Consider the following 16,265-nt stretch of genomic DNA (forward strand, 5'->3'; position numbering starts at 1 on the left):
TCGGCGTGTCCCGGGCCCGGGCCCAGTGGTGCGGCCGCTGTTCCCGTCACCCGGTGCCGGGCTGGTGGCTCGCCCGGGGTTGCGGTGTCGGCGTGCGCAGGGCGCCACCTGCGGCCGGGCACGCGCCCGGGCGCCCTACGCGTGACGTGCCGGTGTGGCTGCCCCGGCGGGCACGGTGTGCAGCGTCGCGCGGGCCGCCCTGAATGCGCCTGTGCCCCGCCATCCCGGGCAGGGTGGCGGGGCACAGGTTCGCCGCGCGGGCGGGCTTACTCGTCGAGGTCGGGGTCCGGGTCGTACGGGTGCAAGGAGGGAAGCGGCGCGGCATGGGGCAGCAGGCGCCGGTGAGCGCTGAGCAGCAGCCGCACGGTCGGTGTGATGATCTCGGGCCAGTCGGTGCCCAGATCCGGCCACTGGCCGACCAGGCGCCACTGGCCGTGTTCGCGGTGCAGCAGCCGCACCGTCACCCGCGGCCCGCCTGGCCCCGGCGGATGCGCGATCGCCCGGACCACGACCGTGTCATCGAACCCCGGGTCTGGCGGGAGCGGCGCCCGGTGCCACACCCCGTACACAAACCCCGGCGGTGGCCCGCGGTGTTCGCCGGGTGGTTCGGACAGTTCCAGATCGGTGATCTCCAGCGCCCACATCTGCGTCGGCGTGCCCATCGGCGGGGCGATGAGCATCCCGGGATGCGCCAGCAGCACCTCGTCGTGGTCTCGATCCCACCGCCAGAGCGCCTCGTCGAACGGCGGCGGGTCATCGTGCGGCGGGTGCGCCACCGTCTCCGCGACGGTGGCCGCGATCGCGCCCGGCCAGTCAGGGCCGAGCGCGTCCACGCGCCGGACCACGCGCCAGCCCGCACGGCCCTCCTGCACGATCACCACCTCGGTGGCCGTCTCGGACCGCTGCCGTGGCACGACCGCCACCCGCCGCCGTGCCGTTTCCGCTGAGCACAGTGGGCCGTGGCACCACTTCGCGGTCACCGCCGCTGGCGGGGCGGACTCGCGTTCGCCGGGCAACACCCCGGTGATCATCAGCACCCACGCGGACCGGGGCGGTTGCGGCGGCGGGACCCGCATTCCCCGGGCATACAGCAACACCTGCCCCTCCGGAACGGTAATCCGCGCGACCTGTCCGGCATCCGAATCGGTCTCCGCCGACGCGGCGTGTAGGATCATTTCTGCATCCATAACTGACCTCGTTTCGCAGTGAGAGAATGGAGGAGGTTCCACCCACGCCTCCGGAAGAGAACCGTTCCCCATGTGCGGAAACGGTCCGGCTGGGTGGTCATTCGTCGTCGGGGGCGATCGAGAACCGTTTCGGCGCGGCCTGGGTTTTGACCGCCACCTCCTCGGCAGCCATCTTTTCCAGAGCGTTGTTCACCGCGCCGGAGGACCGGTTGAGGTCTTTGCCGATTTGACTCGGCCCGAATTCCTGCCCGGGTCGGTCGCGGAGATAGTCCTCGACCAGCCCGTACAGGCCGCCGGACTTGAGTCGTTCCGGCCGCCCGGCACTGGGCCCGGCCGAGGCCGGCGACTCGGGCTCCTCCGCGGCGCCAGCGTCGTCGTCGGCCGGGGCGTCGGCAGTCAGGGCCTCGGCGGGTTCGGGCGGTGTGTGGTCGTCCGGCGGTGGGGCGTCGTCCGGTTCGGCGGTGTCCGCGCCCGGTTCGTGCTGCTCGTCGGGGGTGTGGAGCCAGGTGGTGGCGGTGGTGTGGTCAGGGGCATCGTGGCGGATGATCAGCCCGGCTGCGGCCCAGCGAGCCAGGGCTTTGCCCGCCGTGGAACGACCCACCCCGGCCCCGGCCACGACCTGCGTGGTCGTCTGCGGCTGGGCGCTGAGCGTGTCCCAGATGCGGATCTCGGTGTCGGTACGCGGCCCACCATCGGCGGCGGTGTGCGTGTCGGCAGACATAACCATCCCTTCTCCGGAAATCGGTCCCACCGGCCGAGCATTCCCGTTCCCGAGCCGGTGGTGATGCGCACCCCGGATGTGCCCCCGGGAATGCGGCGCGTGGAAATCGCGCCCCACCAGGAACGCTCGCTTACCAGTCGATTGTCAAGCGATCCGTCCACCCAGACACGCATCTTGTTTTTCCGCCCTGGGAAAACGGGCCGGGGATACGCCCATCTGGGTCCGGTCAGCACGATTCAGGTTGACAATGCCACCGAAGCCGAGCGTTGCTGGGATGCGTCAGACATCAGCCCGCCGCTGTGTCGACACGTCCCGTATCCCTATTCCGCGCCGCCGCCATGCGTGGACAGAAAGAGAGCGTGTTTCATGCCGGAATACACCTATGCCGTGCACGGGCTCGCGGCCGGTCTCGGCCGCGGTTTCAGTCTCGAAGCCGCCGCCGTGCGGCTGGCCGACGCGATCGGCGAACTCCGCGACGACGGGGACCTGCCCGCCCGGTTGCACACCCACACCGACATCAACCCGCACAGCCGCACCCTCACGCTGCGCGGCCGCGGGCTCTGCCCCGACGACGACCCGGACCGCACCGAGGCCCGCAGCGTGCTGGCCACGTTGTTCCAGCTGGCCAGCTTCCACAACATCGTGCCTCTCGACGAGACCACCCCGCCGCTGTTCACCGTGCGCATCGTGCTGCTGGACCGGCACGACCGGCCGTTCGCCGCGCTGGTCGGCGCCGGGATGGGCGAGACCGAACCGCTTCCCGCCGGAGCACCCTGGAACGAGACCACCAGCACCACGCCCTGACCCGTCCCCGACCGCGAAAATCCGGGGTGTGGCGCGCAAAACCGCGCCACACCCTGTTTTGTGCTCCCTGCGGGCGGTCGTGCTAGCCCACACACAACCGCAGCCCGCGCTGCGCATAGAAGGCCACGGGGTCGACCGGGCCGCCGTCGGTGTCGATTTGGAAGTGCAGGTGCGGGCCGGTGGACTGGCCGCGGTTGCCGACCTCGGCGATCGGCTGTCCGGCGCGGACGGGTTGGCCTGGGGTGACGTGGTTGGTGTGGTTGTGCCCGTAGGTCGTGACCGTGCCGCCGGGATGCTGCACGCGCACCCGGAGGCCGTAACCGCTGGCGGGGCCTGCGTCGAGCACCGTGCCCTCGGCCGCGGCCCCGATCGGCGTGCCGATCGGGGCAGCGAGGTCTTGCCCCTGGTGGAAGTCCCCGTCGCGCGGGCCGAACCCGGAGCTGCACCGGCCCGCCGCGGGCACCGCCCAGCCGCCCTGCGAGGCCGGTGGCGTGCTGGCCGCAGCGCGGTAGCGCTCGGCCTGGGCGAGCACCTTCTCGACATACCAGTCGGCGTGGTTGTAGCCGAAGATCGCTGCGCGGAGGTCGCCGTCGCGGGCGCCGGAATCGCACAGGTAGAACGCGGCGGCATGGGTCGCGTCGTGCGGGTCGTACCGCGACGGCGGGCTGGCGCCGCCCGGCGGTAGCGGGTGCCGCGCGACCACGGAGGCGAAAGTCGGGGCCAAAAACTGCATCGGCCCCGCCGCTCCGGCCGAGTTTTCTCCATTGTGGACACCGGGTGCGTCGAGACGCCCGTGGTCGGTTTCGACCTTGCCGACCGCGGCCAGCACGGGCCAGTCCAGCCCCGGGCACACCGGCGCGGCCTGCTGATAGAGGGCGAGGTAGTCGGCGGGGATGTCGGCCACGGCCTCCGGGCTGGGACCGCTGTCGCTTCCACTGCCGAAGACGGAGGTCAACGTCGCGGTGATCGCGGCGATGAGGGTGACGAACACGAGCAGGAGGACGGAGGCGATGCTGGCGGCGAGGCGCATGGCCGGGTTACCGCCGGCCGGGGTGCAGGGTGGGGACGCGCGGTGCGGGTGGTGGCAGGAGCACGGTGGCGCCTGCTGGGGCCGGTGCTTCGGTATCGCTGGCGGCTGCGTGGGTGCTGAGTTGAGGCCAGCAGCTGGACAGCGCGTCGAGGCTGCGTCGCGGCCCGGGCGAGTCCAGCGGTAGCCACACCGGCCCGGTGGGGTCGCAGCTCGGCTCGGGTGTGGCGGTCGCGAGGGGCACGGTGGAGGGGTCGTCGAGGCTGGTCCAGGTTCGGTGCAGGGCTCGGCGCGCGGCGGTTTCGCGGCGCGCGGTCGGTAACCAGATAAGGACTTGCGTGACCTGGCCGGTCGCGCGGGCGAGGTCGTGGTAGCCGGGGAGTTTGCGGGCGAGTTGGGTCAGGGATTCGGTGCCGAGGTCGATTTCCAGGTACGCGTCGAGTTCGGCGCGGGTGGTGTTCCAGCGGGCGTAGGCGTCGGGCCGGACGAGGTCGCCAAGGTGCCGCGCGCAGCGCGTTTCCGACCACCAGCAGGTCAGGCCCGCCGCGCCTGGTGGTGCGGTCGCGGCCAGTCGACAGAGAAGGTCGTTGGTGGCGACCTGGTGGGTCAGGCGCAGGCTGTTGGCGATGGCGAAGGCGCGTTCGCGTCGGTATCCGAGGTCTTTGACCTCGAATCCGTGCTGGGCGGCGAGAATGCTGGCTCCGGCGGGGCCGAGGACGTAGTGCATGGGCGCGGTGCCGTAGGTGAGAAACGGCTGGAAGCGGTCGAGTACCGACCACTGAAACAAGGTGCGCAGTCGGGCGCGGGTGGCGCGTTCGGACGGGAATGCCAGCTGGGTGATTTGGGTGCTGGTTAGTACGCGGTGCTCGTGCACCATCGCGGCCAGCCACCGGTCCCTGGGCGTGAGCCGGGAGACGAGGAAGACGTGGTGCTCAATCGTGTTGGCCGCCCGCGGGAGGCGCCCGTCGACGCGGGGGTTGCGCAGTGCGCGTTGACGCCAGGCAGGTTTGGGCATGGCTCACCTCACAGCATCATGGGGACAAGGGAGGCCGGGCGTGGCAGGAATGTCCGGTGGCGGAAAGCGTCGTGCGCCCCTGGTTTATCTGTCCTGAATGGACTGCGCGGCGCGGAGATGACGGGCGCGGCCGGGGATCGCATCGGGTAGTGCGCGGGTGGTGAGGGTGAACGGGCGGGCGTGTTCGCCGTTGGTGACCAGACGAGCGGCGGCGTGGTAGGCGCCGAGGTGGGTCAGGTCGTGTTCGGACAGGTGTGGGTGGGTGTGCCGCGCAAGGTCGCGGGCGTCATCGGGCCCTGCGGCGAAGTAGATTTTCGAGCGGGCGTTGGTGGAAATGCCCTCGCGGAGATCCCGTGGGAGTTGCCCGAGGTGTTGGTGGGCCAGGGTCATCGACAGCCGGAAGCCGCGGGCTTCGGCGAGCATGTCCTCGATCGGGTAGGGCAGATTGAGGAAGTTGTGTGCTTCGTCGATGACCAGCGAGGCGTCCGGGCGTTCGTGTTGTGGCCGCTGGGCGCGGCCGGTGGTGGCTTGCCAGGCCTGCGCTACTACCAGGGAACCGACGAGCCGGGTGGTTTCTTCGCCGAGGGAGCCTTTCGGGATGCGCACCAGGCAGATGCCGCCTTCGTTGAGCACTGCGGGCATGTCCACTGTGGAGGATCCGGCGGCCAGGGCGTCGCGGACGAACGGTCGCAGCAGGAACGCGCGGAGTTTGTTCATCAACGGGGCGATGACTTGGCTGCGCGCGGAGTCGGTGAGGTCGTCGTACCAGGCCCAGAATCCGCGCAGGACCGGGTCGTGGATGCGGGCGAGTACGCGGGCGCGGAAGGCGGGCTCAGTTAGGAGTTTCGGAAGGTCGGCCAGCGTGGCGAGGCCGGTTTGGGCGCGCAGGGTCAGGCAGGCTGCGCGCATCACGTCGTCGGTGCGTGGGCCCCAGAATGCCGCGTACACCCGGCGGAACACCGATACGAGGTTGTCTACGGTCAGGTCGGTGTCGTCGCCGTCGAGAGGGTTCAGGCACGGCGGCCTGCGGGAGCTGTCGGCGTCGAAGAGCACCAGTCGCGAGGCGGCCTTGCGGGGGAGCCGGGTGAGCAGGTCGGTGGCGAGGTCGCCTTTGGGGTCGATGAGCACGAGGCCGCGTCCGGCTTCGGCGTCGTCCAGGAGCAGGTGGGCGAGCAAGGTGGATTTGCCGGACCCGGTGGCGCCGAGCACGTGCAGGTGGTGGCGGGCATCGGACATGCGCAGCCCGACCGGGCGTCCTTGGCCGGTGTCGGCGTCGCCGAGGGGTTTCACCCCGGGGCCAGGGATGGCCACGCCGGGCGGCGGGGCGAGGGCTTTGGAACCGGCGCGGTGCAGGCCCGGGAGGTTGTCGTCGTGCGGGAGGTGGGCCAGCGCGGCGAGTTCGTTGACCGAGAGCAGATCGCCCCGGCCCAGGCGTCGTTGGTCGACGCGGCGGGTGGGCCGGTACAGGCGGCGGCGGGTGTAGTGGTTGTGGTCGGTGAAGACCGCGAACGCGGCCGCGAGGGCGTGTGCCCGGCCGCGGGCGGCTTTGCGGGCCGCGCGGAGCTGGTCGGCGTCGGCGTCGGCGGGCAGGTCGGTGGCCACGGTGTAGCGCACGCGAGTTTCGTACTGGCCGCCTTGCTGCTTGGCGACTATGGCCCGGTTCAGCGCTGAGGTCGCGAGGGAGGTTTGCGGGTCGTGCGCCGGGGTGCGCGAGGCGGTGGCAGTGCGGCGCCGGTTGCTGCTGTGCGGCGTGAGCAGGTCCAGCACCTGCCCGGCGAGGCTGAATGAGCGGCCGGTGTGCAGCCGTCGGGCGGCTCGGCGGGCACGGGCGGCCCGGGTTCCGGCGACTGGGCGGGCCAATACCTGTACGCAGGCGTATTCGCCGGTCTGAAGTCCCACCGGAGCGCCCAGTAGCCCGCGGGTAGGGTCGGCCTCGAAGTTGGTGCGGATCGGCAGCGCTTCGGCACGTCCCAGCCGCAACTGTCCGGCCACCACCACGCGCTGCTGCCCGCGGTCGGGTTCGGGAAACGGGACCCCGGCGGGTTCGGTGCTGGTGCGCGCGCTGGGCCAGGCGGCTTCCACGGCACGCTCGACCAGGCCGGGTGGAATCACCCCGGGCACCCACAAGCGCAGTGCGGTACCGGCCTCGGAAAAGGCGTATTCCCAGGCGAGGTGGGGTTGCCCGGACAGCCAGCGCCGCCACGACGGGCGCAGTAACCCGAGCAGATTCGACCACACCGCCGCCCCGCCCGCGGCATCCACCGACGGCGGCGCCAGCACGGTCACCACCCGCGCCTCGGCTGCCCATCGGGCGCGGCAGCGCCGGACCCAGCCGTAGCGGGCCGCGGACAGCGCGGCACCGGCAAGCACCAGCAACGGCCACCCGGTGCCGACCAGGTTCGTGGCGGTGCCGACAACGCCCCGCACTACAGCGCCAGGGTCTCGTAGCGCGTCTTCCGCCCATCCCGCGATCACCGCGGTCGCACCTACTGTGCTCGACAGAATGGTCCCCATTGGCATGAGTCCTCCTCTTTCCGGGAGATAGCAAGGAAAACGCCCGCGTTGGGGCCGCGTGTCAGACGGAGCCGAGGTCGATCTCACCGTCAGCGTCGACCGCGAGTTCCTCGGCATGAGCGGTTTCGGCGGCATTCCCGCCGGGCATACTGTCCACAATGGCCTGATCGGGGTCTTGGTCGCTGGCGAGTTCGGCGGGGTTACTCGTGACCAGGCTGTGCTCGGCGGGGGAGGCCAGGGCTTGGAAGGCGACCCGTTGAGTCCCGGAGGCCAGCAGACCTTGCCCGAGATCGGCGGAGAGCAGGAACTGGCGTTCCCCGCCGGAGAGAGCGAAGGTCGTGGTGATCTCGTCGATCGCTTGCGGGGCTTGGCGCAGCAGGATCTGGGTGGCCGCGTTGGCTACGACGGCTTTGCCCAGGTCGGTGCCGAGCACGTCGGCGGTGTCCTGGGTGGCTACGGTCAGCCCGGCCCAGTGCTTGCGGGCGGCTTTGGCCAGCCGGAACAGGAACCGGGCGCCTTCGGGTTGTTGCATGAGCAGCCAGCCCTCGTCGACCACGACGAGGCGGGGTCGCTGTTCGGCGGGGTTGGTGACCCGTCGCCACACCGCGTCCAGGGCCAGCAGGGTGCCGATGGGTTTGAGCTCGTCGGGCAGGTCGCGCAGCCCGAAGGTGACCAGGTGCCCCTCGGGGCGGGTGGTGCTCGGCCCGTCGAACAGGCCGGAGAAGGCACCATCGACGTAGGGGTGCAACCGCTCGGCCAGAGTCCGGGCCACCGTGTCCTCGTCGGTGGCGAGCACGTCGCGCAGCGTGCGCAGGGTTGGGGCTGGGCGGGTCCAGGTGCGTGGGTCGTCGGTCAGGCCGACACTGCGGTAGGTGGTGGTGATCGCGCGGTCCAGCACGGCGCGTTCAGCCGGGTCCAGGTCGCGTCCGAATAGGACGGCCAGCACGGTGTGCAAGAACAGGCTGCGCCGCGACAACGCATCCGGGGACACGCTGCGGCGCCCATCAGCACGGGTGTGGACGGGCAGATCGAAGGGGTTCAGCCGCACACCTGCCTCGCCCAGGCGGATCTGCGTGCCGCCGACAGCTGTGGTGAGCCGGGCGTACTCGTCCTCGGGGTCGAGCACAGCGACTTCGACGTTGCGGTAGAGGCTGCGCAGCAGTTCCAATTTGACCAAATAGGACTTGCCCGATCCGGAGCGGCCCAGCACGACGCTGTTGTGGTTGTGCATCCCGGCGGCGAACCGGTCCCAGTGCACCAATCCTTGCGAACCGAGGTTGTAGCCATACAGCACGCCGTCGGCCACCGCCGGCGAGGCCGGATCGGGCGGAGGCAGATCGGGGCTGGTGAACGGGAAGGCCGCGGCCAGCGCGCTCGTGTCGAACGCGCGGCGCATCTCGATCAAATCGAGGCCCATCGGCAGGGTGGAAACCCAGCCTTGCATCGAGCGGAACGAGCACGGCTGTGCATCCAGCAGCAGGCTCGCCGCCAGCGCCCGCACAGCCTGCACCAAGTCGGCCAGTGCCTGCTCGGAGTCGGCGTGCACGCTCAGATACAGCCCGAGCCGGAACAGCTTGCCCTCGCCGCGGGCGAGCCGGTCGGATAGGTCGTAGGCGTCTTCGGTGGCGGCCTCGACCTGCGGTTCGTGCAGGCGCCCGTGCTCGGCGGTGTGGCGACGGCCGGATTCGAGTTTGCTGAGTTGTTTGCGCAGGCTCTTCGCGGCGGTGGCGGGGTCGATCGGGGTGATGTGCACGCTCACATCGACCCGGCCGGGATAGGTCAGCAGCGGTGAGAGCCAGCCCGGGTGGACCTCGCGGGGGTAGCCGGTGATCGCGAAGCTGGCCACCCAGTCGGAACCGACCTGCACATGCCGGGTGCTGATCGCGAGCGAGTCTGGGGTGAACACCGACGCATCGGTGTTGCGGGCGTGCTGGTGCATTACCGGGGCTCCTCGGCATCGGCGGTGGTGATCACGTCGTCGTCGGCGGCGGTGTGGGCAGGCGCCAGCCGGTCGGGGTTGCAGGCGGCGGCGAGCACGGTGCTGGCCTGGGTGGCGTCGAGGCCGGTGACGGTGATTCCGGCCGGGTGCAACAGCTCGGCCGCTTCGGACAGACGCCGGGCCAGGCGGGTTTCGGCCGCGCGGCGCTCAGGTTCGTCGTGCGGTGGGACCGGTGCGCCACGGCTGGGCAGGAGCCCCGCGAGCCCCCGGCGGGCCGGAAGTGCGGCGCGGGGTTCGCGCAGTACCAGCAACACCTGGCGGCGCAGCAGATCGCTGCTGGCGGCGAGATCGGCGAGGTAGTCGGCGTGGGCGGTCGCGGCGGCTTCCAACGCCGGATGCGGCAGCGACGGTGCGCGCGCCTCCAGCTCGGCGACCTGTCCGGATACGTCGAGCCGTTCGGCACGGACCAGGATCTGGGCGGGCGCGGTGAGGCTGTGTGCCCAGCGGGCGAACACCCCGACCAGCGCGTCTTGCTCGCCCGGGGTGCGCAGGGCGAAGTTCACCGTCGAACATGCCGCCACGACCGCCAGACCGTCGCGGCCGAGGTCGATCACTCCGGCCTCGGAGACGTCCTCGGCCGGCAACCCGATCCCGGCCGCCGCCGTACCCGGCTGCGGGGCCGTGCTGGTGGCGTGGGCGCTGAGCCACTCGGGCACCGGTGCGATGCCCTGCGGGGCGGCCAGCCGCAGCCGCGGCCCGAGACGTTGCCGCACGGCGGCGGCCAGTAGCCGATCCAACGACAGCCCGTCACGGGTGCTCAGGACCAGCACCGCGACGGCCCCGGCGAGCACGAGCGCGACCACGACGAACACCGGCACCGGCAGCACGTTCTGAGTGGCGCGCCACGCGAGGTAGAGGGCGAGCCCGGTTGCGGTGAACAGGGCGAGTTGCCGCGCGGTGAGCGGACCGAGCACCCGGTCCTCGATGTCGACATCGGCGGGAATCTTCACCGGAGCACTCATCAGCGATCACTCCCAGCAGCAGGCGGGTCGTCGGGGTCGGTCGGCAGGTTTTCCAGCGCCAGCAGTTGCTGCCGCGGGTGGTGTGCGGGCTGGTGCGGCCACGACGACTCGGGCCGGGACGTTCGCCCCGGTCGCGGTCGCGGCCGAGGCGCGGTCGCCAACGGCAGCGGGTATTGCCCGTGCTTGTCCGGGCGCAGCCCGCGATAGGCGTCCGGCAGCCTCGGAGCGGGCGGTCGGGCGCGGCGAGGACGGCGGGCGCGTGCCGTCGGGTGGACGCTGCCGTCGCGGCGCAGCAACGGCTGCTGTCCCGGCACCCGGCTCGGCCCAGTCGGCTCGGGCTGCGCCGACTCCGATGTCGCCGCACTAGGCCGAGCCTGGCTGGTGAAGGGCCCGACCAGCGGTAGGTGATGCTGCTGGCCGGGCTCCGTGCTGACCGGCAGTGCGCCGGACTGCCCGGCACGGGGCGGACGGGCCGCCGCGCGCACCCGGCCGTTGCGGAACAGCAGGGCTTCCTGATCGTGGTCCGTGGCCGCAGCGCCCGACGGCGGTGCTGGGTCGTCGGCGAGGGTGCGGCGGCCAGTGCGATCCGGGGCGTGGCGGGTCGGGATCGGCAACATGGTCTGCTGCCCCGGCTGCGTCTCGTGCCGTGCCGCGCCTGGCCCCAGATCGGGAGGCAGTGCCCGCCGATGCGGCTGCACCGTCCTAGCTCCCTCAGCGTCGGCCTCGACCGAGAACAACGCGCCTTGCTTCCCTCGCGGACCCGAGGACTTGTTCGGACGTTGCCGACGCTGCGCATAGCGCTCGTGGGGCGGTTTTTTCGGCTTGGTGCGCTTCAACCCCTCGAAGGGCATCACGTACTGGCCGCGGGAATCGGTCCGCGCCCGCGCGTACGGATCGCCGGGCTCAGCCGGGGGCGTAGGAGCCGAAGGCGTTTTCCGTGCCCGCCCGGCACGGCCACCGCCGCCACCGACCATGCCCAGGGTTTTGTAGGCAATGAATCCGCGCACGAGCCCGCCGAGGAAGGACGATCCGCCTCCTTTGATCGCACCGAGAACCCAAAACGGGATTTTGATCAAGACATAACACAGGGCGAGAGCCACCAAAAAGTGAATCATGAACGCACCAAGCTGCGATTCGTGACTGCGACAACGGAGCGCCGGGGTCAAAACAGTGCGATTCCGCCGGGCAAGAAGAACAGTTTCAATGCCGCCACCAGCGCGAAAGACTGGCCGATCTGGATCACCAGGGTTCCGGCGAAAGCTTTCCACCACCAGAAAGCGATCGACTCGGTATGCGGCAACGCATGGCACATGAGCAACAGCGGCGCGGCGGCGAGCAGGAGGATGGTCAGCATCAACCGCACGACATAGGTCAGCAACACCACCAGCAGCATCCCGAGCAAAGCCAGCGCGACGAACACCAACAACAGGCTGCCGCCGTCGAGATCGTGCAGGAGCGTGTCCGCCATGGCTTGCCCGACCTGATTCGGATCCAGATTGCTCCCCAAGATCGCCCGGGAGAACGCATTAGCCACGTCGATCGCATAGCCGGCGAACAGCAACGAGAAGTTCGCTGCGATGAACCCGACCACGATCCGAGGCAGAATCTCTTTGATCGACGCCCGCGTCTGCAACGTGTGGTAGGCCAGCACCACGAGCCCGGCGACCGAGACGACGAGTGTGTACGACAGCAGCACGATGTGGCGGGACTGCTCCCAGATTCCGCTGAGAACCGGCACCTCGTCCAACTTCGGGGTCACCAGCAGCGAGTCCGACAGCAACCCGAGCACCTCGCTGAGCCCCGGCGTGACCAGGGCCGTGAAAAAACTCCCGATCGCCTCCGAGACGCAGGCTGGGAGGTTGAACAAGCCGCATTCGCTGGCAGGTGCGGAATCGCCGGGTTCGGGCACCGGAGCCGTCGGGGCCGATACCGGCGATGACACCGGAGGTAGCTGGGCTTCTGCGGGAGCGGCAAGGCCCGCAAGCACTGTCAGCGCCAGCAGTACCATCACCGGCACGCGCAGAATCGGACGCATGATCAGGCTCCGACCAGGCCGCGGAGAATGCCCACGACCACCGGCGCCAGCGCGGCCAGCACATATCCGAACGCGGCGTTGCGAAAGCAGCCTTTGGCCTTTTCCACTTCGCCGGGATCGCCACCGGCCAGTAGATACCGGACTCCGCCGATCGTGAGGAACACCGTCGCGACTAGCGCGAGAACCCCCATAATCCAGGTCCGGATATTGATCAACAGCTCACCCAGCGACCCCACCAGCGCCACGACCTGGGTCGTGGTTGCCTGCGCCGGACAGGCAGCCACCATCACGGCGGTCGCAGCAAAGAGGGTCAGCACCAGCGCGCGGCGCAGAGTCGGCCGGGACGGCAGGAAAGGGCGGGCACGAACCGAACGCGGCCGGGACGTGTGGGCCATGACGGCACCTCCGGGACAGCGGTGATCGGACAGGCACAGGGCGGGGTGATCGGGGCTCATCGCGCGATTCCGGACTCGGGCCCCTGCCGCGACGCCGCAGGTGCATCCCCGACGGCAGTTACGGTGTGTGATCGTTCAGGGTGCGGGAGGGCGACGTTGGGCGGCGCCTCATCCGTGTCGGCGAGGTGGGCGAGCAGGCGGCGTTCGGCGCGGCGACGTTGCTGTTTCAGCGCCGGATACGAGCTGTCGCGCTCAGCGGCAAGCCGGGTGAGCGGACGGCGATCGAGGCGGGTCTGCCCGATCAGCTCCGCCTCGTCCTCAGTCACGACGCCCTCAGCGATCGCCCGAAGCAGCACCACATCCGGATGTCCCGCCGCGCGCCGGGTGACGGGGTCGCGGCGCCGCGACCTGTCGCAGGTGGGGACGGGAGCATCCAGGGCCTCGCGGAGCGCGGCATACCCGGCCCGGAACGCAGCCCAGCGCAGCCGGTTCATGATCCGGGGCCGATCGAGGTCGACCTCGGCGAGCTCGCCGAGAAACCCGGCCAGTACCGCGGAGTGCAGATCGGCTGGATCCGCGGCGAACCGCGCCGACAATCGCGCGGCGATCGCCGTCAACGCCGGTAGTGCCACCCCGGCACACGCGACTGTCCACGCCCCACCCTCAGCGCGCGAACGGGTCACCAGCACCACCCACACCCGATCGCGAAGAGCTTGTGGGCAACGGCGATGCAACACCACCTCCCGCACCTCATCCAGGCGCACGCACCGGGCAGGCAAACCCGAAATATCCCGGCCATCCACCGCCAGCGGATGCGGTCCGGTGGTCAGCAACGAAAAAGCCTGGCGGGCGCTATCCAGCGCGCCCCCTCTGGCCCTGTCGACCTGGTCGTCGTGCATGAGAGAGCTCCTTGCAGAAACGCGGCGAGCAATGCCGGGCAAGGAAGCCACATGAGGTAGTACCGATCTCTGACCACATCAGTACCGGAGAATGACTGACCGAGTACCGAACAAGTACCGCAGCCCGGTCCGAGATCGTCTGACGTCGTCGCGGCGGGAGCGCGGTCGATCACGTTGTGATCGCCAGTACTTGGTGTGTACTGGGAGGTTAGCGCCGCACGGCCAGAGGTCCGTGCTCCACTACGAACATACCGTGCTGCCGCGCACGACTTTCACCAAGATCGCCCAAGAGTTTTTCGGACGATCTTGCGCACACGGAGACGCCATACGGCGCGATGATTCCGGAACCATCACGTGCGAGACCGGTGCCGCGCTCAAAGCCCCACTGGTCAGGGGATGCTTCGATGAATTCGGACGCATTCGCAGCAAAAAGTTCGAGGGCATGTGTTCCATCGAGGTCATTTCAGCGGAGTTCAGAGGTGTCACCGCCACACGGCACCCCCTGCCCGACGAAAGGCCCCTGATGCCGCGAGAGCATTCCCGGAATGACCGGCCCCCGCGTGGAACCGATCCGCGCCCGTACCCCGGCGCCCGATCCCGCACTAGGCCCCACCACGCCCGCCGCTCCAGCACCCTCCGCGCACCCAGCCCGCGCGCCGCGGCGATCCCGAGTTCGGTGTGGGCACCGTCCGCCGTGGTCGACCCCGCCCTGACCTGGCCGCCGCCGCTCGTGCGCATGATCACCACCGCGTTGTCCGAACCCGGCGCCCGGGTCGGACTCCTGCCCTGGCCCACCGACGACACCACCGCCCCCGAGAGTGCGGACCGGCCCGAGGCCGACACGCAAGCCGACGATGCCCTCGTCGCGATCGAACGCCTCGGCCGTACCGGCGTCCTCGACCAGCACCCCGAACCCGCATCGGGATGGCACGGCTCGATGTCGCGGCCGTTCTGGGACCGGTTCGCCACCGCCGACGCGCACCACGCGGCCGTCCCTGACCGCGCCACTCAACCACCCGATCTTCCCGCCGAGGCCCCCGCTGCCGAGCTGGATCTAGTGATCACAAGCCTGCGCCCAGACGAATCGGGGGACGCCCGCTGTGATCTCGTGGCCCTGCACGCTGCACACCGCTTGCGCACCGGCGGCCTCCTCGCAGTGCTCACCCACAGTGACTACCATGAGGGTGCGCTGATCGATCCCACCGGCGCACTCGTCGCGGCCGGGCAAAACGCCGATCTGCTGTACCTGCAACACCTCGTCGTGCTTCACACGCCCCTGCACCGCCGCCCCTTCGCTGAGGCGCACACGAGCGAACACGCCGTGCACCAGCGCATTCACTCGGACCTGCTCGTGTTCGCCCAACCCACCGAGTTCGCCGAGTCCGACGACCCAGGCCACCCGTGACCGCGGACCACCGACCCGACCATCCCGACCGGAAGGCATCCGCCATGCCCCAACAATCCGCCGACACACCGGTCACGTCACCAGGGGTGTCGGTCTGGGCCACGGCCCAGTCCGCGCCCGCCAGCCAGCGCAAACACCGTTACACCCCTGATTCGACCGCGCATCCGGCCAAGATGCTCCCGGCCGTGGCCGCCCACGCCATCACCCACTACACCCGCCCTGGCGAGCTGGTGCTCGATCCCATGTGCGGCATCGGCACCACGCTCGTCGAAGCCCTCGATGCTGGACGCGGTGCCGTCGGCGTCGAATACGAACCCCACTGGGTCCGCACCGCCCGCGGCAACGTTGAACTCGCCCACGACAGCGGCGCACCCGAATCCGGTGAGGTCTACTCAGGCGACGCCCGCCGACTGCCCGCACTCCTACCCACCGACTACCGCGGACAGGTGTCGCTCGTGGTCACCAGCCCGCCCTACGGACCCTCGGCGCACGGCCAGGTCATCACCACCAACAACGTCGTGCAGAAGTTCCATCACCGCTACGGCAACACTCTCGACCGCGGCAACCTCGCCAACATCGGCCACCATCGACTCCTGGCCGGATTCACCCGCATCCTCACCGCCCTGCGGCCTTTCATGAAACCTGGCGGACACATCGCCATCACCGCTCGACCCTGGCGCGAACACGCCGAACTCATCGACCTACCCGCCCAAATACTGGCCTGCGGCACCCACGCCGGACTCATCCCCACCGAACGCTGCGTCGCGCTGCTGGCCCGCGTGACCGACACCGAACTCATCGCCCGCGGCTCGTTCTTCCAACGCGACTTCATCCGCAAACAGCGCGAGTCAGGGTTGCCGCTGCATCTGATCGCGCATGAAGACGTGCTCATCTTCCGCGCACCGCCGCACACCGACCCCGCCACCACACCGCACGACCACACCCCCTATGCAACCGACAAGACGCTGGATCCCACCCCATGACCCCTCGCAGGAAAGAAACCCGACCTGCCGATTCTCACCGGGACAAGTCCACGCCTACCGAGTCCGAAAACGGCTCCGCGACCGCTACATCCGCGCAGCTCTACACGCCCAAACAGGCCGCCGAGATGCTGACCGTCAAAGAGTCCTGGCTGCGCCGCAAGGCAGGGACACGCTCCATCCCCTGCACGTTCCTCGGTAAGCACCTGCGCTTTTCCGAACGAGATCTCCACGCCATCATCGCCCACGGGGCGAGGACTCCAGCCGCCCGCCGGGGACGACCGCGACGCTGATCGACATCCATTCAGGGAAATCTCCGCGG

General features: G+C 70.0%; 15 protein-coding genes. 4 read left to right on the forward strand and 11 right to left on the reverse strand.

What is annotated here, in order from left to right; genetic code table 11:
- Positions 1-266: 266 nt before the first annotated feature.
- Together INP57_RS25740 and INP57_RS25745 are read right to left on the reverse strand one after the other, a co-directional pair.
- Complete coding sequence (locus INP57_RS25740; protein ID WP_200072941.1) at positions 267-1,175, reverse strand: hypothetical protein; 909 nt, start codon at positions 1,173-1,175, stop codon at positions 267-269.
- 109 nt (positions 1,176-1,284) lie between these two features.
- Positions 1,285-1,908: a hypothetical protein gene (locus INP57_RS25745; RefSeq protein WP_200072942.1), complete on the reverse strand. Its 624-nt coding sequence runs from the start codon at positions 1,906-1,908 to the stop codon at positions 1,285-1,287.
- Between the two features lie 366 nt (positions 1,909-2,274).
- On the opposite strand from INP57_RS25745, the gene INP57_RS25750 reads away from it, so the two are divergent.
- Complete coding sequence (locus INP57_RS25750; RefSeq protein WP_200072943.1) at positions 2,275-2,712, forward strand: hypothetical protein; 438 nt, start codon at positions 2,275-2,277, stop codon at positions 2,710-2,712.
- Between the two features lie 82 nt (positions 2,713-2,794).
- Here the strand turns inward: INP57_RS25750 and INP57_RS25755 are convergent, their stop codons facing one another.
- The 9 genes from INP57_RS25755 to INP57_RS25795 form a co-directional block, all read right to left on the reverse strand.
- On the reverse strand, positions 2,795-3,742 hold the full coding sequence (locus INP57_RS25755; RefSeq protein ID WP_200072944.1) for a peptidoglycan DD-metalloendopeptidase family protein: 948 nt from the start codon (positions 3,740-3,742) through the stop codon (positions 2,795-2,797).
- Positions 3,743-3,749: 7 nt separating this feature from the next.
- Positions 3,750-4,754, reverse strand: coding sequence for a replication-relaxation family protein (locus INP57_RS25760; protein ID WP_200072945.1), 1,005 nt, complete (start codon positions 4,752-4,754; stop codon positions 3,750-3,752).
- An 84-nt stretch (positions 4,755-4,838) separates the two neighbouring features.
- On the reverse strand, positions 4,839-7,268 hold the full coding sequence (locus INP57_RS25765) for a type IV secretory system conjugative DNA transfer family protein (RefSeq protein ID WP_200072946.1): 2,430 nt from the start codon (positions 7,266-7,268) through the stop codon (positions 4,839-4,841).
- 61 nt (positions 7,269-7,329) lie between these two features.
- Positions 7,330-9,207 (reverse strand): VirB4 family type IV secretion system protein, encoded by a 1,878-nt coding sequence (locus tag INP57_RS25770; protein ID WP_200072947.1) that lies wholly within the window; start codon positions 9,205-9,207, stop codon positions 7,330-7,332.
- Positions 9,207-10,229, reverse strand: coding sequence for a PrgI family protein (locus INP57_RS25775; RefSeq protein WP_200072948.1), 1,023 nt, complete (start codon positions 10,227-10,229; stop codon positions 9,207-9,209). Before INP57_RS25775 ends, INP57_RS25770 begins: the two co-directional genes overlap by 1 nt.
- Complete coding sequence (locus tag INP57_RS25780) at positions 10,229-11,395, reverse strand: hypothetical protein (protein ID WP_200072949.1); 1,167 nt, start codon at positions 11,393-11,395, stop codon at positions 10,229-10,231. The genes INP57_RS25775 and INP57_RS25780 overlap by 1 nt, the downstream gene beginning before the upstream one ends.
- A complete protein-coding gene (locus INP57_RS25785; RefSeq protein ID WP_233628294.1) occupies positions 11,392-12,264 on the reverse strand; it encodes a TrbL/VirB6 family protein in 873 nt (290 codons plus the stop codon). The genes INP57_RS25780 and INP57_RS25785 overlap by 4 nt, the downstream gene beginning before the upstream one ends.
- Positions 12,265-12,266: 2 nt before the next feature.
- Complete coding sequence (locus INP57_RS25790) at positions 12,267-12,659, reverse strand: pilin (RefSeq protein WP_233628295.1); 393 nt, start codon at positions 12,657-12,659, stop codon at positions 12,267-12,269.
- A gap of 56 nt (positions 12,660-12,715) precedes the next feature.
- Entirely contained in the window at positions 12,716-13,558 is an 843-nt protein-coding gene (locus INP57_RS25795) for a sigma-70 family RNA polymerase sigma factor (RefSeq protein WP_200072950.1), read from the reverse strand.
- Positions 13,559-14,252: 694 nt separating this feature from the next.
- Here INP57_RS25795 and INP57_RS25800 point away from each other — a divergent pair.
- From INP57_RS25800 to INP57_RS30155, 3 genes are read left to right on the forward strand one after another with little or no spacing between them, the layout of a single operon-like run.
- The gene (locus INP57_RS25800) at positions 14,253-14,963 is read left to right on the forward strand and encodes a hypothetical protein (protein ID WP_307850279.1); all 711 of its coding nucleotides are present in this window, start codon (positions 14,253-14,255) and stop codon (positions 14,961-14,963) included.
- Between the two features lie 44 nt (positions 14,964-15,007).
- Positions 15,008-15,946: a TRM11 family SAM-dependent methyltransferase gene (locus INP57_RS25805; RefSeq protein ID WP_200072952.1), complete on the forward strand. Its 939-nt coding sequence runs from the start codon at positions 15,008-15,010 to the stop codon at positions 15,944-15,946.
- Positions 15,943-16,236 (forward strand): helix-turn-helix domain-containing protein, encoded by a 294-nt coding sequence (locus tag INP57_RS30155; protein WP_200072953.1) that lies wholly within the window; start codon positions 15,943-15,945, stop codon positions 16,234-16,236. Before INP57_RS25805 ends, INP57_RS30155 begins: the two co-directional genes overlap by 4 nt.
- Positions 16,237-16,265: the final 29 nt, after the last annotated feature.

Origin of the sequence: Saccharopolyspora galaxeae (assembly GCF_016526145.1) — a bacterium.
In the GTDB taxonomy this organism is placed as follows: domain Bacteria; phylum Actinomycetota; class Actinomycetes; order Mycobacteriales; family Pseudonocardiaceae; genus Saccharopolyspora_C; species Saccharopolyspora_C galaxeae.